The organism is Agromyces sp. Marseille-Q5079, from assembly GCF_051016555.1.
GTDB lineage: Bacteria > Actinomycetota > Actinomycetes > Actinomycetales > Microbacteriaceae > Agromyces.
In genome coordinates, this window is sequence record NZ_JBPEJF010000013.1 from 21,817 (window position 1) to 45,916 (window position 24,100).

The 24,100-nt window shown below is 70.9% G+C and carries 21 protein-coding genes; 10 read left to right on the forward strand and 11 right to left on the reverse strand.

Annotation, left to right across the window (positions count from 1 at the left end; translation table 11 throughout):
- Nucleotides 1–19 precede the first annotated feature (19 nt).
- A complete protein-coding gene (locus ACR3IO_RS19215; RefSeq protein ID WP_434072832.1) occupies nt 20–1,036 on the forward strand; it encodes a diacylglycerol/lipid kinase family protein in 1,017 nt (338 codons plus the stop codon).
- A gap of 274 nt (nt 1,037–1,310) precedes the next feature.
- Here the strand turns inward: ACR3IO_RS19215 and ACR3IO_RS19220 are convergent, their stop codons facing one another.
- Complete coding sequence (locus ACR3IO_RS19220) at nt 1,311–1,940, reverse strand: hypothetical protein (protein WP_434072833.1); 630 nt, start codon at nt 1,938–1,940, stop codon at nt 1,311–1,313.
- 52 nt (nt 1,941–1,992) lie between these two features.
- On the reverse strand, nt 1,993–2,949 hold the full coding sequence (pheA, locus tag ACR3IO_RS19225; RefSeq protein ID WP_434072834.1) for a prephenate dehydratase: 957 nt from the start codon (nt 2,947–2,949) through the stop codon (nt 1,993–1,995).
- Between the two features lie 83 nt (nt 2,950–3,032).
- Between pheA and ACR3IO_RS19230 the strand changes: the two genes are divergently transcribed.
- Both ACR3IO_RS19230 and pgm read left to right on the forward strand, forming a co-directional pair.
- Nucleotides 3,033–4,319, forward strand: coding sequence for a DUF445 domain-containing protein (locus ACR3IO_RS19230; RefSeq protein WP_434072835.1), 1,287 nt, complete (start codon nt 3,033–3,035; stop codon nt 4,317–4,319).
- A gap of 47 nt (nt 4,320–4,366) precedes the next feature.
- Nucleotides 4,367–5,995, forward strand: coding sequence for a phosphoglucomutase (alpha-D-glucose-1,6-bisphosphate-dependent) (gene pgm, locus ACR3IO_RS19235; protein WP_434072836.1), 1,629 nt, complete (start codon nt 4,367–4,369; stop codon nt 5,993–5,995).
- A 78-nt stretch (nt 5,996–6,073) separates the two neighbouring features.
- Here pgm and ACR3IO_RS19240 read toward each other — a convergent pair whose 3' ends face one another.
- The 3 genes from ACR3IO_RS19240 to ACR3IO_RS19250 form a co-directional block, all read right to left on the reverse strand.
- On the reverse strand, nt 6,074–7,582 hold the full coding sequence (locus ACR3IO_RS19240; protein ID WP_434072837.1) for an amidase domain-containing protein: 1,509 nt from the start codon (nt 7,580–7,582) through the stop codon (nt 6,074–6,076).
- Nucleotides 7,583–7,678: 96 nt separating this feature from the next.
- On the reverse strand, nt 7,679–9,025 hold the full coding sequence (locus ACR3IO_RS19245; protein WP_434072838.1) for an MFS transporter: 1,347 nt from the start codon (nt 9,023–9,025) through the stop codon (nt 7,679–7,681).
- 26 nt (nt 9,026–9,051) lie between these two features.
- Nucleotides 9,052–9,888 carry a M15 family metallopeptidase gene (locus tag ACR3IO_RS19250; protein ID WP_434072839.1) on the reverse strand — a complete coding sequence of 279 codons (837 nt, stop codon included), beginning with the start codon at nt 9,886–9,888 and terminating at the stop codon, nt 9,052–9,054.
- A 212-nt stretch (nt 9,889–10,100) separates the two neighbouring features.
- Here ACR3IO_RS19250 and ACR3IO_RS19255 point away from each other — a divergent pair, with 212 nt between their 5' ends.
- The 5 genes from ACR3IO_RS19255 to ACR3IO_RS19275 all read left to right on the forward strand — a co-directional run bounded on the left by ACR3IO_RS19255 (nt 10,101) and on the right by ACR3IO_RS19275 (nt 16,031).
- On the forward strand, nt 10,101–11,423 hold the full coding sequence (locus ACR3IO_RS19255) for an ABC transporter substrate-binding protein (protein ID WP_434072840.1): 1,323 nt from the start codon (nt 10,101–10,103) through the stop codon (nt 11,421–11,423).
- A gap of 85 nt (nt 11,424–11,508) precedes the next feature.
- Nucleotides 11,509–12,675, forward strand: coding sequence for a carbohydrate ABC transporter permease (locus ACR3IO_RS19260; RefSeq protein WP_434072841.1), 1,167 nt, complete (start codon nt 11,509–11,511; stop codon nt 12,673–12,675).
- Between the two features lie 50 nt (nt 12,676–12,725).
- Complete coding sequence (locus tag ACR3IO_RS19265; RefSeq protein ID WP_434072857.1) at nt 12,726–13,547, forward strand: carbohydrate ABC transporter permease; 822 nt, start codon at nt 12,726–12,728, stop codon at nt 13,545–13,547.
- A gap of 2 nt (nt 13,548–13,549) precedes the next feature.
- Nucleotides 13,550–14,986: a GH1 family beta-glucosidase gene (locus ACR3IO_RS19270; RefSeq protein WP_434072842.1), complete on the forward strand. Its 1,437-nt coding sequence runs from the start codon at nt 13,550–13,552 to the stop codon at nt 14,984–14,986.
- Nucleotides 14,987–15,011: 25 nt separating this feature from the next.
- Entirely contained in the window at nt 15,012–16,031 is a 1,020-nt protein-coding gene (locus ACR3IO_RS19275; protein ID WP_434072843.1) for a LacI family DNA-binding transcriptional regulator, read from the forward strand.
- A 51-nt stretch (nt 16,032–16,082) separates the two neighbouring features.
- Here the strand turns inward: ACR3IO_RS19275 and ACR3IO_RS19280 are convergent, their stop codons facing one another.
- The 5 genes from ACR3IO_RS19280 to ACR3IO_RS19300 all read right to left on the reverse strand — a co-directional run bounded on the left by ACR3IO_RS19280 (nt 16,083) and on the right by ACR3IO_RS19300 (nt 21,691).
- Nucleotides 16,083–17,939 carry an MDR family MFS transporter gene (locus ACR3IO_RS19280; RefSeq protein WP_434072858.1) on the reverse strand — a complete coding sequence of 619 codons (1,857 nt, stop codon included), beginning with the start codon at nt 17,937–17,939 and terminating at the stop codon, nt 16,083–16,085.
- 101 nt (nt 17,940–18,040) lie between these two features.
- Nucleotides 18,041–18,952, reverse strand: a complete 912-nt coding sequence (locus tag ACR3IO_RS19285; protein WP_434072844.1) for a DNA-methyltransferase — start codon at nt 18,950–18,952, stop codon at nt 18,041–18,043.
- 40 nt (nt 18,953–18,992) lie between these two features.
- A complete protein-coding gene (locus ACR3IO_RS19290; RefSeq protein WP_434072845.1) occupies nt 18,993–19,313 on the reverse strand; it encodes a hypothetical protein in 321 nt (106 codons plus the stop codon).
- Between the two features lie 103 nt (nt 19,314–19,416).
- Complete coding sequence (locus tag ACR3IO_RS19295; RefSeq protein WP_434072859.1) at nt 19,417–20,466, reverse strand: lipoate--protein ligase family protein; 1,050 nt, start codon at nt 20,464–20,466, stop codon at nt 19,417–19,419.
- A 19-nt stretch (nt 20,467–20,485) separates the two neighbouring features.
- A complete protein-coding gene (locus ACR3IO_RS19300) occupies nt 20,486–21,691 on the reverse strand; it encodes an FAD-dependent monooxygenase (protein WP_434072846.1) in 1,206 nt (401 codons plus the stop codon).
- Nucleotides 21,692–21,781: 90 nt separating this feature from the next.
- On the opposite strand from ACR3IO_RS19300, the gene ACR3IO_RS19305 reads away from it, so the two are divergent.
- Nucleotides 21,782–22,486 carry a TetR/AcrR family transcriptional regulator gene (locus tag ACR3IO_RS19305; protein ID WP_434072847.1) on the forward strand — a complete coding sequence of 235 codons (705 nt, stop codon included), beginning with the start codon at nt 21,782–21,784 and terminating at the stop codon, nt 22,484–22,486.
- A gap of 78 nt (nt 22,487–22,564) precedes the next feature.
- Nucleotides 22,565–23,209, forward strand: a complete 645-nt coding sequence (locus ACR3IO_RS19310; RefSeq protein ID WP_434072848.1) for a histidine phosphatase family protein — start codon at nt 22,565–22,567, stop codon at nt 23,207–23,209.
- A gap of 28 nt (nt 23,210–23,237) precedes the next feature.
- Here ACR3IO_RS19310 and ACR3IO_RS19315 read toward each other — a convergent pair whose 3' ends face one another.
- Nucleotides 23,238–24,086, reverse strand: a complete 849-nt coding sequence (locus ACR3IO_RS19315; protein ID WP_434072849.1) for an alpha/beta hydrolase — start codon at nt 24,084–24,086, stop codon at nt 23,238–23,240.
- Nucleotides 24,087–24,100 lie beyond the last annotated feature (14 nt).

A 24,100-nucleotide genomic window follows, 5' to 3' on the forward strand; every position in this document is an offset into this window, starting at 1 on the left:
ATGGAATACCGTTGGCTCCGTGGCGAGGGGCGAGAAGCAGCGGGGCGCGGAAGCGGCGCACTCCCGCCAGCGCGTCGCCGTCATCTACAACCCGTCCAAGCAGGGCGTCCAGACGCTCCGCACGACGATCGTCAGGGTCGCCGAGCTGCAGGGATTCGCGACCCCGATCTGGCTCGAGACGACGGTCGAGGACCCGGGCAAGGGCATGGCCGTCGAGGCGCGCGAGGCGGGCGTCGACCTCGTGATCGCGGCGGGCGGCGACGGCACCGTGCGATCGGTCGCCGCGGGGCTCCGCGACAGCGGGCTGCCGGTGGGCATCGTCCCGCTCGGCACGGGCAACCTCTTCGCCCGCAACCTCGACATCCCGGTGAACGACATCTCCGATGCCGTCGTGCTCGCGTTCTCGGGCTTCGCGCGCGCCGTCGACGTCCTGGCGATCGACCTGACCCGTCCGAACGGCGACACCGAGAGCCACACGTCCCTCGTCATGTCGGGCATCGGCATCGACGCGGCGATGATCTCGAGCACCAACCCCGAGCTGAAGAAGCGCGTCGGCTGGCTCGCCTACGTCGATGCGGGTCTGCGCGCCCTGCCGGCGTCGAAGCCCTACCGCGCCGTGTACCGCACCGACGCGGGCCGCCTGCACCACTCCAAGGTGTCGACCATCCTCGTCGCGAACCTCGGCTACCTGCCCGGCAACATCGAGCTCATCCCCGACGCCGAGCTCGACGACGGACGGCTCGACGTCGCCGTGCTGCAGCCGCGCAACTGGATCGGCTGGCTGTTCATCTGGCGCAAGGTCGCCTGGGAGAACCGCGTGCTCAGCAAGAGCGACCTCGGCCGTCAGATCATCGACCTGACGGGCGGCAAGCGCCGGCGCGAGATCGTCTACTCGCGCGGACGCTCGGTCGAGATCGAGATCGTCGAGGGCGCCGAGGAGTTCGAGATCGACGGCGACGAGTTCGGCACCATCGTGTCGGCGAGGTTCACGGTCGACCCGGCCGCGCTCATCGTGCGCGTGCCCTCGCTCGACTGACCTTCGATCGCCCTCGGCGACGAGAAGCACCACACGAACACGAGCGCCAGGGCGGATGCCGCGGCGAGGGCCCCGAGCGCCTGCATCGCCTGGTAGCCCATGTTCTGCCAGGCGTAGAACAGGTTCATCTCCTCGGCCGGCATGTCGGGGCTGCTCATGACCTCCCACGATGAGGTGATCGCCCTCGCGATCGACTGGAGGGCGAACAGCGACGCGACGAGCAGCACGATGAGGGAGATCGTCGCCGGACGCCGGGCCGGGGACACGGCCGGCCTCATGCACGCCCCCGGGAGCCGGAGCGCACGGCCCAGATGGCGAGCACGACGACGATGCCCAGGACGCCCGCCTGCATCATGCCGGTGGCGAGCGCCATGCCGGCCTGCAGCAGGACCTGCCCATCGCTCGAGGTGACGTTCATCGGTCGCATCTGCTCGTAGTTGAGGTTCCAGTAGAGCGCCACGCCGCCGAGGACGAATGCGACGCTCGCGCCCAGCGCGATCCAGAATCCACGCCGCGGCAGGACGGTCGGCGTCGACACCGGCAGGCCCGCACCGGGCTGGCGAGGCGCGGGCGACGGTGCCGTCGTCGAGGGCGGGCCAGGGGGTATGCCCTGATCGGCATGCGCCTCGGCGCCGGCGAACCCGATCTGGGTCAGCAGGTCCACGTGGTCGTCGTTCCGGTGCGCCGTCGCAGCCACGGAAGGCGGCACGATCGCCGTCGCCGGTCGCGCGTCGGGCGCCGCGCGCGAGGCCGGCTGCGCGGGGGTGCCGCGCACGACCGGCACGGGATCGGCGGCGACCGGCGCGGCATCCGGGCGCATCGGCTCGGCGGCATCCGGCGTATACCCGCGTTGGAATCTCGGGTCGAACCTCGGGTCGATGCCCCGCGCGGCGTCCTTGCTCATCGGGTGTCCTTCGTGCTCGGGGCGCCTGCGACGCCGACCTCGGGGCGATCGGTCAGTCGGGCTCGCCGCTCAGCAGCCCGCGCAGCCAATCCCTCGCCTCGATGAAGATCTCGTCATCGTACTTCGCGTGGTATTCGATCTCCTGCTTGTCGGCGCGCGGATACGAGCCGAGGAAGATCACGTTCGGGCTCGTGCGGCGAAGGCCGAGCAGGGCGTCGGCGACGCGCTCATCGGAGATGTGGCCGTCGAGGTCGACCACGAAACGGTAGCGGCCGAGCGCGTCGCCGATGGGCCGCGACTCGAGCAGCGAGAGGTTGACGCCTCGCGTGGAGAACTGCTCGAGCATCGCGAGCAGGGCGCCCGGCTCGTCGCTCGGCAGTTCGACGATGAGGCTCGTCTTGTCGGCGCCGGTGGGCTCGGGCAGCGCCCGTGAGCGCGACACCAGCACGAAGCGGGTGACGGCGTTGGGGTTGTCGCCGAGGTCGCGGGCCAGCACATCCACGTCGTAGTGATCGGTGATGCCGGGCGGGGCGACCGCGGCATCCGCCGTGCTGTCGGGGTCGAGGAGGGATGCCGCGGCCTGCACGTTGCTCGAGGCGGGGATGTGCCCGTGCTCGGGCAGGTTCCGCTCGAGCCAGCCGCGCGACTGCGCGTAGGCGACCGGGTGGGCGTTGACGACCTGCACGGACTCGAGCGCGGTGCCGGGCCGTGCGACGAGCACGAAGTTCACCGGCACGAGCACCTCGCTCACGATGCGCAGGCCCGGCACCGTCGCGAGCGCGTCCTGCGTCGCCGAGACGCCGCCCTCGATGGAGTTCTCGATCGCGATCATCGCGGCGACCGAGCGGCCGGTCGTGACATCCGCCAGGGCCTCGCCCACGTTGTTGACCGAGCGCCAGGCCTTGCCCGCCGCCTCGGGCACCTGCTTCAGCGCCGCCTCGGTGAAGGTGCCGGCCGGCCCGAGGTACGAGTAGGTCTCGTCGGGGGGCGTTGCTGCGGCATCCGTCATGCCGCAAGCCTAGCCACCGCGTGCACGTCGAAGGGCTAGCGTCGAGACCGTCCGCAACCACGACCCGTCACCCGGAGGATGCGATGACCACGACCCTCGAGCGCCCCGTCCGCCCGCCCGTCCCGACCGACGCCGAGCGCCTCATCGCGCTGCGGCGCATGAAGCGGCTCGCGGCGAGCCTGCTCGTCATCGCCGCGCTCGTGTTCGCGGTCTCGTTCGCGCTGCAGGAGCAATATCCGTGGCTGGGCTACGTGCGCGCCGCCGCCGAGGGCGCGATGGTGGGCGCGATCGCCGACTGGTTCGCGGTCACCGCGCTGTTCCGGCATCCGCTCGGCATCCCGATCCCGCACACGGCGATCATCCCGACGCGCAAGGACGAGATCGGCGCGAGCCTCGGCGCGTTCGTCGAGCACGAGTTCCTCTCCGACGACGTCGTGCTCGGCAAGCTCCGCTCGATCGGCATCTCCCGGCGGCTCGGCGGCTGGCTCGCGACGCCCGCCAACGCGGAGCGCGTCACCGCCGAGGCCTCCGTCGCCGGCCGCGGCATCCTCTCGCTCCTGGGCGACGACGACGTCGAGGACGTCATCGAGCGCCTCGCGCGCCGCCACCTCTTCGAGCCCGACTGGGCACCGTCGATCGGCCGCGTCGGCGCACGGCTCGTGGCCGCCGACCAGCAGCGCGCCGCCGTCGACACGCTGCTCGAGAAGGCCGAGGACTGGCTCCTGACCCACCCCGAGGCGTTCGGCAGCATGGTCTCCGACCGCCTGCCCCGATGGGTCCCCGGCTTCGTCGACCGGCTCGTCGACGACAAGGCGTCGCGCGAGGTGCTCGCGTTCGTGCGCGCGGTGCGCGGCGATCCGCGGCATCCGCTGCGCGAGGCGATCGACCGCTACCTCGCCGACCTCGCCGAGTCGCTGCAGCACGACCCGCACACGATCGCGCGGGTCGAGGCGCTGAAGTCGGAGCTGCTCGCGAGCCCGAGGCTGCGCGAGTTCGCGGGCGAGGCGTGGGCGAGCGTGAAGGAGAGCCTCGAGGCGGCCCTCGCCGACCCCGGCAGCGAGCTCCGGGCGAGCCTGCGCTCGGCGGTGACCGAGGTCGGCACCCGCCTCGTCGTCGACGAGGGGCTCGCGGCCAAGGTCGACACCTGGATGACGGATGCCGCCGCCTACGTCGTGCGCACGTACCGCCACGAGGTGGCGGGCGTGATCACCGAGACCGTGGAGCGCTGGGACGCGGAGGAGACCACCCGGAAGCTCGAGCTGCAGGTCGGCCGCGACCTCCAGTTCATCCGCATCAACGGCACGGTCGTCGGCGCCCTCGCGGGCCTCGCGATCTACGCCGTGGCGACCGGGATCCACGCGCTCTTCTGACCGATCACCCGGTGACGCGGGCGCCCGCCGCTGCCAGACTGGAGGGCATGCACGCACGCGCGGGAACCCCGGCCACCGAATCCGACCTCATCGACGTCGAAGCCCTCGTGAGGGCCTACTACGAGCAGACACCGGATGCCGCGGTGCCCGAGCAGCGCGTCGCGTTCGGCACGTCGGGCCACCGCGGCTCCTCGTTCTCGACGAGCTTCAACGAGCACCACATCCTCGCGATCACCCAGGCGATCGTCGAGTACCGCACGGCGCAGGGCATCACCGGGCCGCTGTTCATCGGCTCCGACACGCACGCGCTGAGCGCGCCCGCCCAGACCACCGCGCTCGACGTGCTCGTCGGCAACGGGGTGCGCGTGCTCGTCGACGAGTTCGACGACTACGTGCCGACGCCTGCGCTCTCGCACGCGATCCTGTCGTGGAACAACGACCCGGCCAGGCGCGCCGAGGGCGAGGCCGACGGCATCGTCATCACGCCGTCGCACAACCCGCCGCAGGACGGCGGCTTCAAGTACAACCCGCCGCACGGCGGCCCGGCCGACTCCGACGCCACGGGCTGGATCGCGAACCGCGCCAACGAGCTCATCGCCGGCGGCCTCCGCGAGGTCAAGCAGGCCGAGCCGAGCGCGGTCGAGACCTACGACTTCCGCACCGCCTACGTCGCCGACCTCGCGAACATCATCGACATCGAGGCCATCAAGCGCAGCGGCATCAAGATCGGCGCCGACCCGCTGGGCGGGGCATCCGTCAACTACTGGGCCGCCATCCGCGACACGTACGGGCTCGACCTCACGGTCGTCAACGAGCGCGTCGACCCCGCGTGGTCGTTCATGACGCTCGACTGGGACGGCAAGATCCGCATGGACCCGTCGTCGCCGAGCGCCATGGCGTCGGTGCTCGAGCACGGCAGCAGCTTCGACATCCTCACGGGCAACGACGCCGACGCCGACCGGCACGGCATCGTCACGCCCGACGGCGGCCTCATGAACCCCAACCACTACCTCGCGGTCGCCATCGAGTACCTGTTCGCCCACCGTCCCGAATGGCGGGCGGATGCCGCGATCGGCAAGACCCTCGTCTCGAGCTCCATGATCGACCGGGTCGCCGCGGCCCTCGACCGGCGGCTCTGGGAGGTGCCGGTCGGGTTCAAGTGGTTCGTGTCCGGACTCGTCGACGGCTCGGTCGGCTTCGGCGGCGAAGAGAGCGCGGGCGCCTCGTTCCTGAGATTCGACGGCACGGTCTGGACCACCGACAAGGACGGCATCCTGCTGTGCCTGCTCGCCTCCGAGATCCGCGCGGTCACCGGACGCTCCCCCTCCGAGCTCTACGCCGACCTCGTCGAGCGGTTCGGCGACCCCGCCTACGAGCGCAAGGACGCCGCGGCCACCCCCGCGCAGAAGGCGGCCCTCGGCAAGCTCACGGGCGACGCGATCTCCGCGACCGAGCTCGCCGGGCAGCCCATCACCGCGAAGCTCTCGCACGCACCGGGCAACGATGCGGCGATCGGCGGCGTCAAGGTCGAGACGGCCGATGCGTGGTTCGCGGCCCGCCCCAGCGGCACCGAAGACGTGTACAAGATCTACGCCGAGTCGTTCAAGGGCGCCGAGCACCTCGCCCAGGTGCAGGAGGAGGCCAAGCGCGTCGTCGACGCCGCCCTCGGCGGCTGATCGCTCGCCGCACCGACGAGGAACGCCCGGCCGAGCGAGGCTCGACCGGGCGTTCCGCGCGTGCACGCGGCATCCGGATCAGTGGATTGAGAAGTACGTGACCGACCCGCCGCCCGAGGCCAGCGCCTCGTCGACATCCCAGTAGTCGATGTCCTTCGTGTGCCCGCCGACCCACACCTTGGTGCCGGCGTCGGTCTGCTCCACGCGGGTGACGACGGCCGTGTGGTCGCGATCGCCCGAGTTGTCCCAGTCGAACTGCGCGATGTCGCCGACCTTGACCTGGGCGCGCTGCGAGTCGTCGAGCGCGGTGGCCCGGGCGGGCTGGCTCAGGAGGTAGTCGCGGAGCGCGGTCGAGCTCGACCAGCTCGAGGACATGGTGCCGGTCGACCCGTCGTAGAACCAGCCGCCGTCCATCGCCCAGCCGCGGGCGATGAGCGACTGGCTCGCGAAGTTCGCACAGTCGACGCCGCTGAACACCGGGTACTGGGCGGAGTTGTAGCTGCTCCAGTACGTGGCGACGTAGGCCAGCTGCGCGTCGATGCCGGGGTCGCTCGTGTACGTGAAGGTCAGCGGATCCGCCGCCTTCTCGCCGACGGCCTGGCCGTCCTTCCCGTCGATCGCCGCGACCTCCGAGATCAGGCCGGCCACCGAGGACGCGGGCGCCTCGGTCGTGACGACGTCGACCGGGTCGCCCTCGGCGTCGGTCATCGTGATGTCGACGGCCGCGCCGGTCGAGGCCTGCGCGACCGCGGGCACCTGGAACGTGATCTGCGTGTCGTCCGCGGCGACGATGGTCGCGGGCGTCGCACCGACCGCGACGGAGGCCACCTCGTCGAGCGCGCGGCCCTGCACGGTGACCTGGGCACCGCCGGTGAAGGGCGCGGCCGCCGTGGAGAGCCCGCTCGTGATCGCGGGGCCGGGGTCGGCGACGACGGCCGGCGTGATCGAGTCCTTGGTGGCCGCCTTCGTCGCCTCCGTGATGGTCGCGATGCTGTCGCTGCTCAGCTCGGAGGAGCTCTGCGCGACGGTGTCCGCGGTCTCCGCATCCGCGGGGATGAGCGCGCCGAACGCGCTGAGCCCGATGAACGCCGCCGCCGTCCCGAACGCAGCCGTACGCCGAGCCGCGACGCCGGCCCCCTTGCCCGCGCCCTTCCCGCTCGGGTTCACGGATGCCGCGCGCCGGTTGCGCACTCGCTCGGCGCGGTGACGCGGGACATGCGAGCCGCGCTGCTCCGCGGTCGCCTCGGTCGCGGCCTCCGCCTCGGAGGCGTCGCCGGCCTCGGCCTCGGGGACCGACTCGGGCTCGGAAGCGAGCTCGAACTCGAACTCCGCGGCGGACTCGACCTCGGCGACGGGCTCGACCTCGACGACGAACTCGGGTTCCGCGGCCGACTCGAGCGGCGCGACCGCGTCGATCTCGGATTCAGCCGTCGACTCGAGCGTCGGCGCGGTCGTCCGGCCACCGCTGGAGCGCTTGGAGCGCGAGCGCCGTCGGCGCTTCGAGGCGTCGTGATCGGGTTCGGTTTCGAGGACGGGCGCCCGGAAGGTGGCGCGCCGGAGGACGGGGAGATCGGAGGGATTGAGCAAACCGTGACATTTCGGGTCGGCGTGAAGGGGGACGTCCAGCCCAACACGCCAGTTTGTGAGGATCCCTCTTGAACGCTGGGAGAGCTATGAGAGCGTTCACACGGACTCGGCGCGACGCTGCACCATCAAGCGCAATCCGACGACCGCGAGCGGCACCAGCACGAGGAGCGCGACCATGTTCACGCCCGCGAACCCGAACGCCCCGAGGACCACTCCCGAGAGCGCGGCGGAGAGCGCCGCGGCGAGGTTCATCGCGGCATCCGTCGCCCCCTGCAGGGGCACCCTGATGCGCGCCTCGACCGACGTCGTCACGAGGGTCGACCCGCCGATCATGCCCGCCGACCAGCCGAGCCCGAGCAGCCCGAGCGCGAGCGGGATGAGCAGCATGTCGCCGCCGGGCGCGAGGATGCCGATCACCGCGGCGACCACGAGGATCCCGGCGCCGAGGAGGATCACGCGCACCGACCCGACGCGGTCGACGAGCCAGCCCATCAGCGGGCTCGCGCCGTACATGCCCAGGATGTGGATGCTGATCACGAGTCCGACGAGGTTCAGCGAGAGCCCGTGCTCGATCATGTGCACGGGCGTCATCACCATGACGCCGACCATCACCGTCTGCGAGCACACGATGGCGAGGATCGCGAACAGCGCCAGCGGCTCCCGCACGGCGATGCGCAACGCCATCAGCGAACCGACGGATGCCGCGGGCGCGGCGCCCGTGGCATCGGCGTCGACCGCGTCGATGGCGTCGACCGGGTCGACGTCGGTCGGATCGGCATCGCCCGCGACGTCGCTGCCTCTCGCCGCGACGGCCTCGCTCGCGAGCACGCCGGCCTTCGGCATCCGGAGCAGGGTCGCGACCAGCAGCGTCGAGATCGCGAACGCGAACGCCGAGAAGATGAACGGGCCGACCAGGGGCGGCAGGCCGAGCGCGGTGCCGACCCGGTCACCGGTCTCCGAGAGGAGCGGGCCCGCGACCGACCCGATGGTGGTCGCCCAGAGCACGAGCGACATCGATCGCGCCTCGAAGCCCGGGGCGGCGACCTCGGTGGCGGCGAACCGCGCCTGCAGGCCCGCGGCGGATCCGGCGCCGAACGCCGCCAGGCCGAGGAACACCAGCGGGGCGATGGCGCTCGTCGCCGCCGCGATCACGAGCAGCGCGCCGACGGCCGCGAGCGCGTAGCCGACGGCGAGTGCGACGTGACGGCCCGAACGGACGGCGAGCTTCGCGAGCGGGATCGCGACGATCGCGGCGCCGAGCACGCTCGAGGACTGCGCGAGGCCGCCCATGGCGAGCACGTCGGTCAGGTCTGCGACGAGGATCGCCGCGAGCGCCATGCCCGAGGCGACGCCGATGCCCGCCAGCAACTGGTTGACGATGAGGATGCCGAGCGCCAGGCCCCGACGGCGTTCGCGCGGGACTCGGCGGCCGGCCCGCGGCATCCGCTCGCTCCTCGGGCCGTCGTTCATCATTCGGCGTCGAGCGGCACGTTCGGGAGGCCGAAGAACTCCTCGAGCGTCGTGTACCCGGTGTCGTGCATGCGGGTCGCGAGGTCGACGCCGATGTAGCGGTAGTGCCATGCCTCGTGCGGGTACCCCGTGACGTCGACCTTGTCGGCCGGGTAGCGCAGCAGGAAGCCGAACCGGTAGGCGTTCGCGCGCAGCCACTCGCCCTCGGGGCTCGTCGCGAGGCACTCGAAGGTGCAGCCGTTCTCGGCGCCGATGTCGATCGCGAGGCCGGTCTGGTGCTCGCTGGCGCCGGGCGGCGCGGTCGTCGGATCGCTGCCGTCGCCGTAGAGGTCGACCTGCGTCGAGTAGCTCCGGTAGGCGCTGTTCGACGCGAGGTACAGGCCCGCCTCGTCGGCCGCGGCCTGGAACATCGCGACGGCGGCGTCGGAGGCCTCCTGCCGCATGAGCGGCTCCCACGTGTGGGCGACGGGCACCGCGACGAGGTCGGCGGGCTCGTAGTCCTGCGGGTTCAGGGGGCGGAGCTTGTTGACGACGACCCAGATGCTCGCGGGGTCGTCGATCGACCGGGCGGCCTTGTCGAACGTGTCGACCGCCGCCGCGCTCGCGGGCGCCTCGGGCTCGGGGCGCGGCGACTGCGTCGTGGCGTCGGTTGCCCCATCGGTCGTGCCGGTCGCCCCCGTCGCGCCGGTCGCCGATGCGGATGGACCGGCCGCACCGGTGACCGCGCCGATCACGACCACGGCGACGGCGATGAGCACGAGGCTCAGCCAGCCCGCGACGATCAGGCGTCGTCGCTGCACACCCTCGGAGAGGGGTTCGCGGTCATCTGCAGGCACCGTACGAGTCTACGTGGGCGCTCCCTGAGCGTCTCGGGCGCAAGGCGAGCAGATCACGGTTCGGTAACGAACAGTGTCCGTGAGAGCGCTCTCTTGACAAGCCGTGTTTCGGGCACGTAAAGTCTCCGACGAAACGTGAGAGCGCTCTCACGCCGCTGGTTTGAGAGCGCTCTCTCGGCCACATTCCGTCCCACGCACACAAAGGAGTGACCGTGAAGCTTTCACGACGCACCAGGGTTGCCGCAGCCGTCGCGGGTGCCGCATCCATCGCCCTCCTCGCATCCGCCTGTTCTTCCGGCGGCAGCGATGAAGGCAGCAGCGACGAGCCCATCACGCTGACCGTCACCACGTTCGGCACCCAGGGCCTCGACGACCTCTACGCACAGTACGAGGCCGACCACCCCAACGTCACCATCAAGGCGACGAACATCGACACCGGCGGAAACGCCCTCACCGACTGGCAGACCAAGCAGGCCGCCGGTGCGGGTCTGCCCGACGTCCAGGCCGTCGAAGAGGGCTGGCTCAGCAAGGTCATGCAGGTGAGCGACTCGTTCACCGACCTCAGCGAGTACGGCGCCGAGGACACCGCCGACCAGTGGGTCGACTGGAAGGTCAAGCAGGCCACCGACGCCAACGGCCGCATCATCGGCTACGGCACCGACATCGGCCCGGAGGGCCTCTGCTACAACGGTGCGCTGTTCGAGGCCGCCGGCCTCCCCAGCGACCGCGAGAGCGTCGCCGAGCTCTTCGGAGGCGACGACGCGACCTGGGAGAAGTTCTTCGAGGTCGGCAACCAGTACAAGGCCGCAACCGGCAAGGCGTTCTACGACCAGTCCGGCTTCGTCTGGAACTCGATGGTCAACCAGCTCCCCGAGGGCTACTACACCTCCGACGGTGAGCTGAACGTCGAGGGCAACAAGGACCTCGAAGAGCGCTGGGCCCTGCTCGCCCAGGGTGCGGCCGACGGCCTCTCCTCGGCGCAGACGCAGTGGGACTGGGGTGGAGGCAAGGCCTTCACCGACGGCTCGTTCGCGACCTTCGTCTGCCCGGGCTGGATGCTCGGCGTGGTCAAGGGCCAGGTCGAGGCCGGCGGCGGCGACGCCACCACCGGTTGGGACTTCGCCGACGTCTTCCCCGGCGGCGCAGCGAACTGGGGCGGCGCGTTCCTGACCGTCCCGACCACCTCGAAGCACCCGAAGGAAGCAGCCGACCTGGCCGCCTTCCTGACGAACGCCGAGTCGCAGGTCGCCGCCTTCCAGGCAGCCGGCACCTTCCCGAGCAACATCGAGGCGCAGAGCGACGCCGGAGTCACCGGCGAGAGCGACCTCACGGCCTTCTTCAACGACGCACCCGTCGGTGAGATCCTCGCCGCCCGCGCCGAGGGCGTCGTCGCCCAGTACAAGGGCCCGGACGACTCCGTGATCCAGGAGCAGGTCTTCGGCCCGTCCGTGCAGGAGCTCGACTCCGGCAAGGCCGACGGCCCGACCGCGTGGAACCACGCGATCGACCTGCTGCACGAACTGGTCTCCGAGTAAGTCTCACTCGGACCACACGACCGGGCCCGGCGGATCCGTCCGCCGGGCCCGGTCCCCGGAACACCCCCACCAGACAGGCGAGAAGATGACCTCGACACTCACCCCATCGGCCGAGACGCCGACGCCGTCGGCCCGCCCGACGATGCCGGCGAAGGAACGCTCGGCATTCCGCCGGAAGCTCTCGCGCTTCGACGTGAAGTACTCCCCGTACTTCTACGTGGCGCCGTTCTTCGTGCTCTTCGGGCTCATCGGCCTCTTCCCGCTGGTCTACACGTTCGTCGTCTCCCTGAACGACTGGAACCTGCTCACCGGCCCCGGCGAATGGGTCGGCCTCGAGAACTTCGCGACCGAGCTCTCGAGCCCGCTCTTCTGGAACTCGCTCTTCAACACCTTCAGCATCTTCCTGCTGTCGGCGGTGCCCCAGCTCATCGCCGCGGTCGTCATCGCCGCGGTGCTCGACCAGAACCTTCGCGCGAAGACCTTCTGGCGACTGTCGGTGATCCTGCCCTACATCGTCACGCCCGTGGCCGTGACCCTCATCTTCAGCAACATCTTCGGCGAGAAGTACGGTCTCGTGAACAACATCCTCGACGTGATCGGGCTCGACCCGGTCATGTGGAAGACCGAGACGCTGCCCTCGCACATCGCGATCGCGACCATGGTCAACTGGCGCTGGACCGGCTACAACGCCCTCATCCTCCTCGCGGCCATGCAGGCCGTGCCGCGGGACGTCCACGAGTCCGCCGCCCTCGACGGCGCCGGCGCCGCCCGCCGCTTCTTCTCCATCACCATCCCGAGCATCCGCCCCACGCTGATCTTCGTCATCATCACCGCCACGATCGGCGGTCTCCAGATCTTCACCGAGCCGAAGCTCTTCAACGCCACGAGCTCGATCCCCGGCGGACCGCAACGCCAGTACCAGACCACCGTGCTCTACCTCTGGGACCTCGCGTTCAACCGCCAGGAGTTCGGCCGCGCCTCGGCCGTCGCCTGGATCCTCTTCCTCATCATCGTCACGTTCGGCCTGCTGAACTTCTGGCTCTCGCGTCGCATCGCCTCGACCGAGGCCCGCACGATCAAGAAGCGGAGCTCGAAGCGCCTCGCCCGCTACCGCTCCGAGCGCGAGGCCGAGATCGACACGCTCGTGGCCGTTCCCGGCGCCTTCGCCCCGGGCGAGACCCCGATCCCGCTCGAGCGGGACGACGACCCGAACGACCGCCCCGGCACGACCGACAAGGAGGGCGCACGATGAGCGCCGCGACCGAGACCCGCCCCGACCGCAAGCTCCGGTACGGGCGCGGCATGGGCATCGAGCGCCGTCCCGGCTGGCTCGCGTACACCCTCATCGGCGTCATCTTCGTCGGCGGCGCCTACCCCCTCTGGTGGTCGTTCATCATCGGCTCGTCCGACAAGTCGGCCCTGGCCGACACGTGGCCGCCGCTGCTGCCCGGTGGGCAGTTCTGGAACAACGTCGCCGAGGTCTTCGACACGATCCCGTTCTGGCTCGCGCTCGGCAACAGCATCATCGTCTCGAGCGTCATCACCATCTCGGTGATCCTGTTCTCGACGCTGGCCGGCTACGCGTTCGCGAAGCTCCGCTTCCGCGGCCGCGAGGGCCTCATGGTCTTCGTCATCGCGACGCTCGCGGTGCCGACCCAGCTCGGCATCATCCCCCTCTTCATGCTCATGAAGCAGTTCGGCTGGACCGGCACGCTCGGCGCGGTCATCATCCCGACCCTCGTCACGGCCTTCGGCGTGTTCTTCATGCGCCAGTACCTCGTCGACGTCATCCCCGACGAGCTCATCGAAGCGGCCCGCATGGACGGCGCGAGCATGATCAGCACCTTCTGGCACGTCGGCGTTCCCGCCGCCCGCCCGGCAATGGCGATCCTCGGCCTGTTCACCTTCATGACGGCGTGGACCGACTACCTCTGGCCGCTGCTCGTCGTGCCGCAGAACCCGACGCTCCAGGTGGCCCTCAGCCAGCTGCAGTCGGCGCGCTACGTCGACTACTCGGTCGTCCTCGCGGGCGCAGTGCTCGCAACGCTTCCCCTGCTGGTGCTCTTCGTACTGGCCGGCAAGCAACTCGTTTCGGGAATCATGGCAGGAGCAGTGAAGGGTTGAACGTGAACACCTTCCCCAAGGACTTCATCTGGGGCTCGGCGACCGCCGCAGCCCAGATCGAGGGCGCGGCCCACGAGGGCGGCAAAGAGGATTCGATCTGGGACGCGTACGCGCGCCTCCCCCAGGCCGTGGCCGGTGGCGACACCCCCGAGCGGGGCGTCGACCACTACCACCGCATGCCCGACGACGTCGCGCTCATGCAGCGGCTCGGCCTCGACTCCTACCGGTTCTCCACGTCGTGGGCGCGTGTCGTGCCCGGCGGGCGCTCCGTCAACCAGGAGGGCCTCGACTTCTACTCGCGGCTCGTCGACGAGCTGCTCGGCGCGGGCGTGCTGCCCTGGCTCACCCTGTACCACTGGGACCTCCCGCAGGCGCTCCAGGAGCAGGGCGGCTGGACCAACCGCGACACCGCCTTCCGGTTCGCCGACTACGCCGAGGCCGTCTACGGCGCCCTCGGCGACCGGGTCTCGCACTGGACGACGTTCAACGAGCCGCTCTGCTCCTCGCTCATCGCCTACGTCGGCGGCGAGCACGCGCCCGGCCTCACCGACCCCGACGCGGGCCTGGCCGCGGTGCACCACCAGCACCTCGCGCACGGCCTCGCCGTGCAGCGGCTTCGCGGGCTCGCGGATGCCGCGGGGCGCGAGATCGAGGTCGGCATCACGCTGAACCTCACCAACGCCGTGCCGAACGACCCGACCGATCCGGTCGACCTCGAGGCCGCGCGGCGCATCGACGCCCTCTGGAACCGGATGTACCTGGAGCCGATGCTCCTCGGCGCCTACCCGACCGACCTCCTCGAGGACGTGCGCGACTACGGCCTCGAGGCGCGGATCCTCGACGGCGACCTCGAGCAGATCGCGCAGCCCATCGACTTCCTCGGCGTGAACCACTACCACGACGACAACGTGTCGGGGCATTCGCTCCCGGCCGACGAGCCCGCGGGGCTGCGGCCCACGCAGAAGCCGGGCCGGTCGCCGTTCCCGGGCAGCGAGTACGTCACCATGCCCTCGCGCGGGCTACCCCGCACGGCGATGGACTGGGAGGTGCACCCCGAGGGACTGCACACCCTGCTCGTGCGCTTGGGCGCGGAGTACCCGAACCTGCCGCCGCTCTACGTCACCGAGAACGGGGCCGCCTACGACGGCGACGTCGTCACGCCCGAGGGCGCGGTGCACGATCCCGAGCGCACGCGGTACATCCTCGCCCACGTCGACGCCGTCGGGCGTGCCATCGAGGACGGCGCCGACGTCCGCGGCTACTTCGTCTGGTCGCTGCTCGACAACTTCGAGTGGGCGTGGGGGTACGAGAAGCGCTTCGGCATCGTGCACGTCGACTACGACACGATGGTGCGCACCCCGAAGGACAGCGCCCTCGCGTTCGCGAAGCTCATCGCCGACACGAAGGCCGCGGCATCCGCTGCGGCTATCGTGGGGTGAGTCGACCGCACCGAGGGGGAACGCGATGAGCACAGGCGGCATCTCCGGCCAGGCGCCGACCCTCGAAATGGTCGCCGCCCGTGCCGGGGTCTCGAGGGCCACGGTCTCGCGCGTCGTCAACGGCTCGCCCAAGGTGAGCCCCGACGTCGCCGAGGTCGTCCGCGAGGCCATCGCCGCGCTCAACTACGTGCCCAATCGAGCGGCGCGCTCCCTGGCGAGCCGGCGCACGCAGGCGATCGCGCTCGTCGTGCCCGAGTCGACGTCGCGCGTGTTCAACGACCCGTTCTTCGCCACGCTCGTGCAGGGCGTCGGCCTGGCGCTCGCACCCACCGAGTACACGCTGTCGATGCTCATCGAGTCCGAGACGGGCAGCGAGAAGACCCGGCGCTACCTGCTCGGCGGCAACGTCGACGGCGCGCTCGTCGCCTCGCACCACACCGGGGACCACTCGTACGCGCACGTCAGCCGTTCGCTGCCGGTGGTGTTCGGCGGACGCCCGCTGGACCCGACCGAGAGCGTCACCCACACGGTCGACGTCGACAACACGCACGGTGCCGAGATCGCCACCCAGCACCTCATCGACCGCGGCCGCCGACGCATCGCGACCATCGCCGGCCCGCAGGACATGCCCCCGGGCGTCGACCGCAAGCGCGGGTGGGCGATCGCCCTCGAGCGGGCCGGGCTGCCCGACGACGCCGTCGAGTACGGCGACTTCAGCCCCGCATCGGGCGCGATCGCCATGCGACGCCTGCTCGAACGCCACCCCGACCTCGACGCGGTGTTCGCCGCGAACGACCAGATGGCCATCGGCGCCTACTCGGCGATCGCCGACGCCGGACGCAGCATCCCCGGCGACGTCGCGATCGTCGGCTTCGACGACGACCGCTACGCGTCCACGTCGATGCCCCCGCTGACGACCGTGCACCAGCCCTCGCTCGAGATGGGCGCCGAGATGGCCCGCACGCTCGTGCGCATCATCGAGGGCGAGGAGGTCGCGTCGAGCACCCTGCTGCCGACGAGCCTCGTCATCCGCCAGTCCACCTGATCGAGCGGATGCCGCGATCGCGGCCTCGTCGGGCGCGTCGGCGCCCGACCGTCAGCGCCCCTTCGGCAGGTCGTCCGCGTCGATGACGTGGAGCGCGCCCGTGGTCGTGGGCTCGATCGGCGACCCCGCGAGTCGCGCGGCCCGGTGGGCCACCTCCTCGATGTCCTCCTCGTCGCCGGGCGCTCCGGCCATGGCATGTCGGCCGGCCGCGGCATCCGTGAGCTCCCTCGCCTCGTCGAGCTCCTCGGCGACGCCGATCTGCGCGACCGCCAGCGCCTCGGCCGCACTGGCATCCGCCTCCTCCTGCATGGCGGAGACCTGGCGCAGCGGCAGCCCCGGCACGAACCACGCGACGACGAACGCAGCGAGCGCGACGACGAAGCCCAGCCAGTAGACCGAGACGGTCGCGTCGTTGAACCCGACGAGGAACGGCTCGGCCAGTCGCGGATCGGCGCCCAGGAGGAACGAGCTGTCGGTGTCGAGTGCGGCGCCGATCTTCGCGGGATCCTGGGTGGCGAGCAGGGCGAGGATCTCGGCGTTCGCGGGGTCGGCCTGCACGGCCGGATCCTGCATGGCCTCGGTCATCGGCCCGGTGAGGGCGGGGTCGCTGAACGCGGCCGTGAGGGTCTCGGCGAGCCGCGAGAACAGGAGCGAGAAGAAGACCGCCGTGCCGAGCGTGCCGCCGATCTGGCGGAAGAAGGTCGAGGCGCTCGTCGCGACGCCCATGTCGCGCGCGGTCACGGCATTCTGGCTGGCGATCGTGAGCGTCTGCATGAGCTGCCCGAGGCCGAGGCCCACGATGCCCATGCCCACCATGATGAACCAGATGTCCCGGTCGGCCGTGAGGAAGGTCAGCCACAGGTAGCCGAGCGCCATGCACGCGGTGCCGAGGATCGGGAACACCCGGTACCGCCCGGTGCGCGCGATGATCTGGCCGCTCGCGATCGACGAGATCATGAGGCCCACGATCATCGGCAGCATCAGCAGGCCGCTCTGGGCCGGCGTCGCGCCCTCGACGAGCTGCAGGTAGAGCGGGATGGTCATCATCGCGCCGAACATCGCGAAGCCGACGAGCAGGCCGAGGCCCGCGACCACGGAGAACGTCGGGATGCGGAAGAGCTTCATCGGCAGCAGGGCGTCCTGCTTCATCCGGACCTCGATGAGGATGAACGCGACGATGCCGATGACGCCGACGACGTAGCATCCGATCGCCCACGCGGAGTCCCAGCCCCATTCGCTGCCCTGCTCGGCCACGATCAGGAGTGGCACGAGCGCGACGATCACGAAGGTCGCACCCCACCAGTCGATGCGCACCTTGCGATCCGAGTGGTAGCGCGGCACGTGCAGGTAGCGGATGACCATGAACAGGGCCAGCGCGCCGACCGGCAGGTTCACGAGGAAGACCCACCGCCAGCCCGCCACGCCGAGGATCTCCTCGGTGCCCGAGAGGAGGCCCCCGATGAGCGGCCCGATCACGCTCGAGATGCCGAACACCGCGAGGAAGTAGCCCTGGTACTTCGCGCGTTCGCGCGGCGCGAGGATGTCGCCCATGATCGCGAGCGGCAGCGCCATGAGGCCGCCGGCGCCGATGCCCTGGACGGCCCGGAAGATCGCGAGCTCGTACATCGACGTCGACATGCCCGAGAGCAGCGAGCCGAGCAGGAAGATCGCGATCGCGATGATGAAGAGCGGACGCCGGCCGAACAGGTCGCTGAGCTTGCCGTAGATCGGCGTCGTGATCGTGGCCGTGATGAGGTACGCGGTCGTCACCCAGGCCTGAAGTTCGAGGCCGCCGAGGTCGTCGGCGATCGTGCGCATCGACGTGCCCACGATGGTCTGGTCGAGGGCCGACAGGAACATGGCGGACATGAGTCCGAAGATCACCAGCAGGATCTGCCGGTGCGTCATGAGCGGTGCCGGTGCGTGCTGCGCGTTCTGGTCAGGAGCCGTCACCATGCCGACGCTACCCCCGACGAGGGGGTTACCGACAGGGCGGATCGCCGCGTCGCCTACTCGACCGCCCGGGTCGGGGCGACGCCCGCCTGGAACTCGACGCCCTCGATGTTCGCGAACCGGGCCCGCATGACGGCGATCGCCTCGGGGTTCTCGTCGACGAGCACGAACCGGCGCCCGAGCGTCGCCGCGACCGCACCGGTCGTGCCCGAGCCCGCGAAGAAGTCGAGCACCCAGTCGCCCTCGCGGGTCGACGCCTGCACGATGCGACGGAGGATCCCCTCGGGCTTCTGCGTCGGGTACCCCGTCTTCTCGCGGCCCGTGGGCGAGACGATCGTGTGCCACCAGACATCCGTCGGCAGCTTGCCGAGCTCGGCCTTCTCGGGGGTCACGAGCCCGGGCGCCATATACGGCTCGCGGTCGACCGTGGTCGAGTCGAACCAGTACGTCGACGGGTTCTTCACGTAGACGAGGATCGTGTCGTGCTTCGTCGGCCACTTGCGCTTGGCCTTCGCCCCGTAGTCGTAGGCCCAGATGAGCTCGTTCAGGAAGCACTCGCGCCCGAACAGCGCGTCGAGCAGCACCTTCGCGTAGTGCGCCTCGCGGTAGTCGAGGTGCAGGTAGAGCGTGCCGTCGTCGGCGAGCAGGCGCCAGGCCTCGACGAGTCGGGGTTCGAGGAACGCCCAGTAGTCGTCGAAGCGGTCGTCGTAGCGCAGCAGGTCGCCGCGGATGCGCTCGTACCGCTTGCCCGCGAACCCCGTGATGGTGCCGGCACCGACGGAAGCCGACGCCTGCGTCGCGTCATCCGTCGCCGCGACGCGCACGTGGCGCGTCGCCTGCCGCTGCTGCGCCCGACCCGTGTTGAACGGCGGATCGAGGTAGATGAGCGTGAATCCGCCATCGGGCAGGGTCGGCAGCACCGCGAGGTTGTCCGCGTGGATGATGCGGTCGGGCTCGTCGGGGGTCACGCGCTCCAGTCTGGCAGTGGCCGAGTGGCTCGCGCGCGGATCAGCGCTCGACGTCGAGGCGGATGCGGCCCTTGAACCGGTCGGGGTCGTCGTCGTCGGCATCGGCCGCGGCGTACGAGATGCCCTTGTCGCCGTCGCCGGGGATCGGCGCCGGGACGGGCAGCCTGGCCTGGCGGTCCTGTTCGACCTGCGCCTCGTACTTGCGCGGCGCGAACACCTCGTCGCCGATCATCATGACGCCGCCGGAGCCCGAGCCGCCGCGCTTCGTCTTGTCGGACAGGTCGACCCATCCGCGCTTGATCGCGAGGGTCAGCACGGCGACGGCGAGCACGCCGATGCCGAGCCACATCCACCAATCCATCCGACGATCCTACCGGTGGCGGTGAGCCATCCTCACACGCAGGTCGCAGGTACGGCCGCAGCTGCGGCCGCGGCGCACGGCTCGGGGCCGCGCCGTGCGGGCGCTACGGCACGCGCTGCAGCCACTCCTCGGTCGCGAACTTCGACTCGACGAGCGCCTCGGCCTCGGCGAGCTCGTCGGGGGCGACCGTGCCGGGCGTCGCACCGTAGAGCGAGGTGAACGTCTGGATGAGCGCCTCGATGATCGCGGCACGGCTGAGCCCGGTCTGCGACCGGAGCGGGTCGACGCGCTTGGCCGCCGACGCGATGCCCTTGTCGCTGATCTTCTCGCGGCCGATGCGGAGCACCTCGAGCATCTTGTCGTTGTCGAGGTCGTAGGCCATGGTCACGTGGTGCAGCACGCCGCCGGAGCCGAGGCGCTTCTGCGCGGCGCCGCCGATCTTGCCGAGCGGGCTCGCGATGTCGTTCAGCGGCTGGTACGTCGCCTCGATGCCGATCGCGCGCAGCCCCTGCAGCACCCAGTCGTCGAGGAACGCGTACGAGTCGGCGAAGCTCATGCCCTGCACGAGCTCGGCGGGCACGTAGAGCGAGTACGTGACGACGTTGCCCTTCTCCATCATCATCGCCCCGCCGCCCGAGATGCGGCGCACGACGTCGAAGCCGTTGCGCTCGGCGCCCTCGGGGTCGACCTCGTTCTTCACGGACTGGAAGCTGCCGATGACCACGGCCGACTCCTCCCACTCCCAGAAGCGCAGGGTCGGCTTGCGGCGGCCGTCGCCGACGCGGGTGGCGAGCACCTCGTCGAGCGCGAGGTGCAGGCGCGGCGACACGGCGGGGTCGTGGATGACCTCCCACTCGTAGTTCGACCAGCTCGTGGCATCCGTCAGCGCCCGCCGGACCGCGACGGCGACCGCCTCGGGCGAGAAGCCGAGCAGCACCGCGTCGGGCCGGAGTGCCGCGGAGATCGCCGCCGCGATGGTCTTGGCGTCGGATGCAGCGGCCAGGCCGTCGAGCGCGCCGTCGATGTCGCCGAGCGCCTCGTCGGGCTCGAGGAAGAAGTCGCCCGCGACGCGGGGCGAGCGGATGACGCCGTCGACGACGTCGAAGTCGACGACCACGAGCTTGCCGCCGGGGACCTTGTACTCACCGTGCATCTGGGGCATGACGGACAGCCTACGACCGTCGGGCGTCACCACGGGCGGCGAACCCGAGCCTCGGATACGCGGGCAGGTCGAGGTCGGTCGCGAACGCGTCGGTGAGCTTCATCATCCCCGCGAACAGGATCCGGTTCCTGAACGTCGAGTTGCGCATGGCGATGCGCATCCTGCTGGGTGGCGCGAGGAACGGGCCCGCGTTGCCGGTGCGGGCCACCTTGGAGTATCGGAGCATCCGCTCGTCGTAGCGGGCGAACGCGGTTCGATGGTCGCCGTCTGCCTCGGCGAGTTCGCCGGCGAGCACGAAGGCGCCGACGATCGCGAGCCCCGTGCCGAAGCCGCCGAGCGTGTTCGCGTAGCCGGCGTCGCCGACGAGCGCGACGCGGCCTCGCGTGAAGCGGTCCATGTGCACGCGGTTGAGGCCGTCGAACGAGAAGTCGTCGGCCGCCTCGATGCGCTCGAGCACCTCGGGAACCCGCCAGCCGACGTTCGCGTACGCATCGGCGACGATCCGCTTCTGCTGCGCGACGTCACGTCGGTCGTAGTCGAGCCGCGGTGACGCGAAGACGACGAGCGCCGGCGCCTTCGAGCCGCCGACGACCACGAGACGGCCGGGTTCGTTGTACCAGGGCGCGGACGGCCGCACGGCTGACGGTGCGTCGGCATGCCGAGCGCCGATCGGCTGCGCGCCGGCGACGGCGTAGTAGTGGCCGAGGAACCTCACGTACTCCTCCTCTGGGCCGAATGCGAGCCGGCGCACGCCGGAGTGCACGCCGTCGGCGCCCACGACGAGGTCGAACTCGCCCGTGCGCCCGCCTGCGAACGCCACCTCGACCGCATCGGGGCGTTCGTGCAAGGTCTCGATGCGATCGCCGAAGACGTACTCGACGTCATCGACCGTGCGCTCGAAGAGCAGCGTCGCGAGGTCGCCGCGCGCGATCTCGACGTCGCCGCCCGAGAACTCGTGCGGCATGACGGCGAGCACGCGGCCGTCGGCATCGACGAAGTGGGCGTCGACGGGCTCGGCACGGAGGTCGTGGACGGCCTCCCACAGGCCCATGCGCTCGAGCACCGCGCGATGGGTCGCGCCCTTGAAGTCGACGGCCTGCCCTCCCGGGCGGAGCGACGCCGCCTGCTCGACGACGGTCACCTCGTGACCGGCCCGGCTCAGCCAGAACGCCGTTGCCGGGCCTGCGATGCTCGCGCCCGAGATCAGTGCCTTCATGCGTCCTCCTCGAAAACTGTTTCTGCCAGACACATATTAGTATCTGGTAGACACAGAAAGTCAAGACCCGTGATGGAAGCCGAGGCAAGGATGTCCGAACCCAGCACGACGAGCCTGCTCTGGGCGTCGCCGACACGACCGCGACGCGGCCCCCGCCCCCGCGTCAGCCTCGACGAGATCGTCGCCACCGGCGTGCGGATCGCCGACGCCGAGGGGCTCGATGCCGCCTCGATGCAACGCGTCGCCGACGAACTCGGGCTCACGAAGATGGCCCTCTACCGATACGTGCCGGGCAGGGCCGAACTCGTCGAGCTCATGATCGACTCCGCGATGGGCTCCGCCCCCACGACACTCGAGGGCCTGTGGCGCGGGCGGCTCGAGGCCTGGGCGATCGCGATGCGCGACGTCTTCTCGGCCCACCGCTGGCTCCTCGTCGCCGCCGTCGGGCCGCGCCCGTTCGGCCCGAACGAGCTCGGCTGGTCGGAGGCGGGGCTCGGTGCGATCGCGGGGCTCCCGCTCAGCGCCGCCGAGCAGCTCGACACGCTCGCCGTGATCGGCGCCCAGGTGCGCGGACTCGTCGCGCAGACGGTGGAGGACGACGTCGAGGCCCGTCTCGGCGCCGCCCTCGCCGAGACCCTCGCCGCGCATGCCGCGACGTACCCGCGCGCCGCGGCCGCGTTCGGCGCTGTCGGCGCGACGGAGGGCGGCGAACGCGAGCGGGCGCCCGAGTTCGGACTGGACCGGATCCTCGACGGGATCGAGGCGTTCCTCGCGCGACGACTCGCGGACGAGTAGCCGGTCGCGCGGCATCCCTCACCGACGACGTCGCCCGATCACCCGGCGGATGCCCCGCCGTCGACGTACGCTGGCGGAATGACGACGTTCTTCCTGGCACGGCACGGCGAGACGGTCTGGCACGCGGAGCACCGGTACGCGGGCAACTCGGATGTCGCGCTCACGCGGCATGGACTCGGCCAGGCCGCCGCCCTCGGCGCCTGGGCGGTCGACGCGGAGCTCGACGCGATCGTCGCGTCGCCGCTGAGCCGGGCGCAGCGGTCCGCTGCGCCGTCGGTCGAGACCTCGGGCCTGCCGCTGCGCACCGACGACCGGCTCGTCGAGATCGACTTCGGCGACGCCGAGGGCCTCACGCCCGACGAGCTCGTCGCACGGTACCCCGAGGAGTGGGCCGCCTTCACGAAGGCGCCGGCGTCGAACCCGTTCCCCGGGGGCGAGACCGGCCGCGCGGGCATCGCCAGAGCCGTTCCGGTGTTCGACGAACTCGTCGAGGAGTTCCCCGACGGCCGCGTGCTGATCGTGGCGCACGCGACCCTCATCCGCCTGCTGTTCTGCGAGCTGGCGGGCATGGACCCCGACGGCTACCGCGACCTGCTGCCGGTGCTCGGAAACTGCCACGTCACGACGATCGTCTACCCCTGGGCGACGGAATCGGATGCCGCGCACCATCCGCGCATCCGCCTGCTCGGCTACGATGTGCCGCCGTGGCACGCGCAGATGTAGCGGTCGGCCTGCTCACGCGGCGCCCGGGTCAGTCCGTGGCGAACCGCTCGTCGAGCCACCTGATGAGGTCGGCGCGCACCTCGTCGCGGTTCGTCTCGTTGAACACCTCGTGCCGGGCCCCGTCGTACACGACCAGGGTCACGTCGACCATGCCCGATCGGCGCGCGTACGCCTTCGCGAGCTTCACGGCGCTCCTCTCGCCGCCGAGCGTGTCGTCGGAGCCGACCATGATGAGCAGCGGCAGCTCGGCGGGAAGCCCGCGCGCCGGGCGCCCCAGCAGCCGCATGGCGTCGCGGGTGCCGAACAGCTTCCGCAGCGGGACCTCGGTCGTGTACGGGTCGGCCATGAAGTCCGGCGCGACCTCGGGGTGACGGCTCAGCCACTCGACCGGCGTCGGACCGAGGTGCTTGTGCCGGGCGTTCAGGTCGCCGCCGTTCATGTCGAACAGCGTGCGGTACGCGGTGCCCGTGAGCACGACCGCGTCGTACTCGTACGGGTACCGGTTCAGGATGATCTGGGACATGAGCGAGCCCCACGAGTGCCCGAGCAGCACGAGCGGCACCTCGCCGCCCTCGGTCTCGCGGATGACGCCGGTGAACTGGTGCACGGCGTCGATCGTGGCGCGCAGGCCCCCCGGTCCGAGCCGGCCCAGGCGGTCGAGGTCGCCGCCGTGCTGCTCGAACCCGGTCTGTCCGTGCCCGCGGTGGTCGTCGGCCCACACCGAGTAGCCGGCCGCGTTCAGGGCCTGGACGAGCTCGGAGTAGCGCCCGATGTGCTCGCCGACGCCGTGCGCGAGCTGCACCACCGCGGTCGGCTCGGGGACCCGCCACGACTGGTAGTGGATGTGGACCCCGTGGGCGTCGGTGAACGTCGGCATGGGCACATCATGGC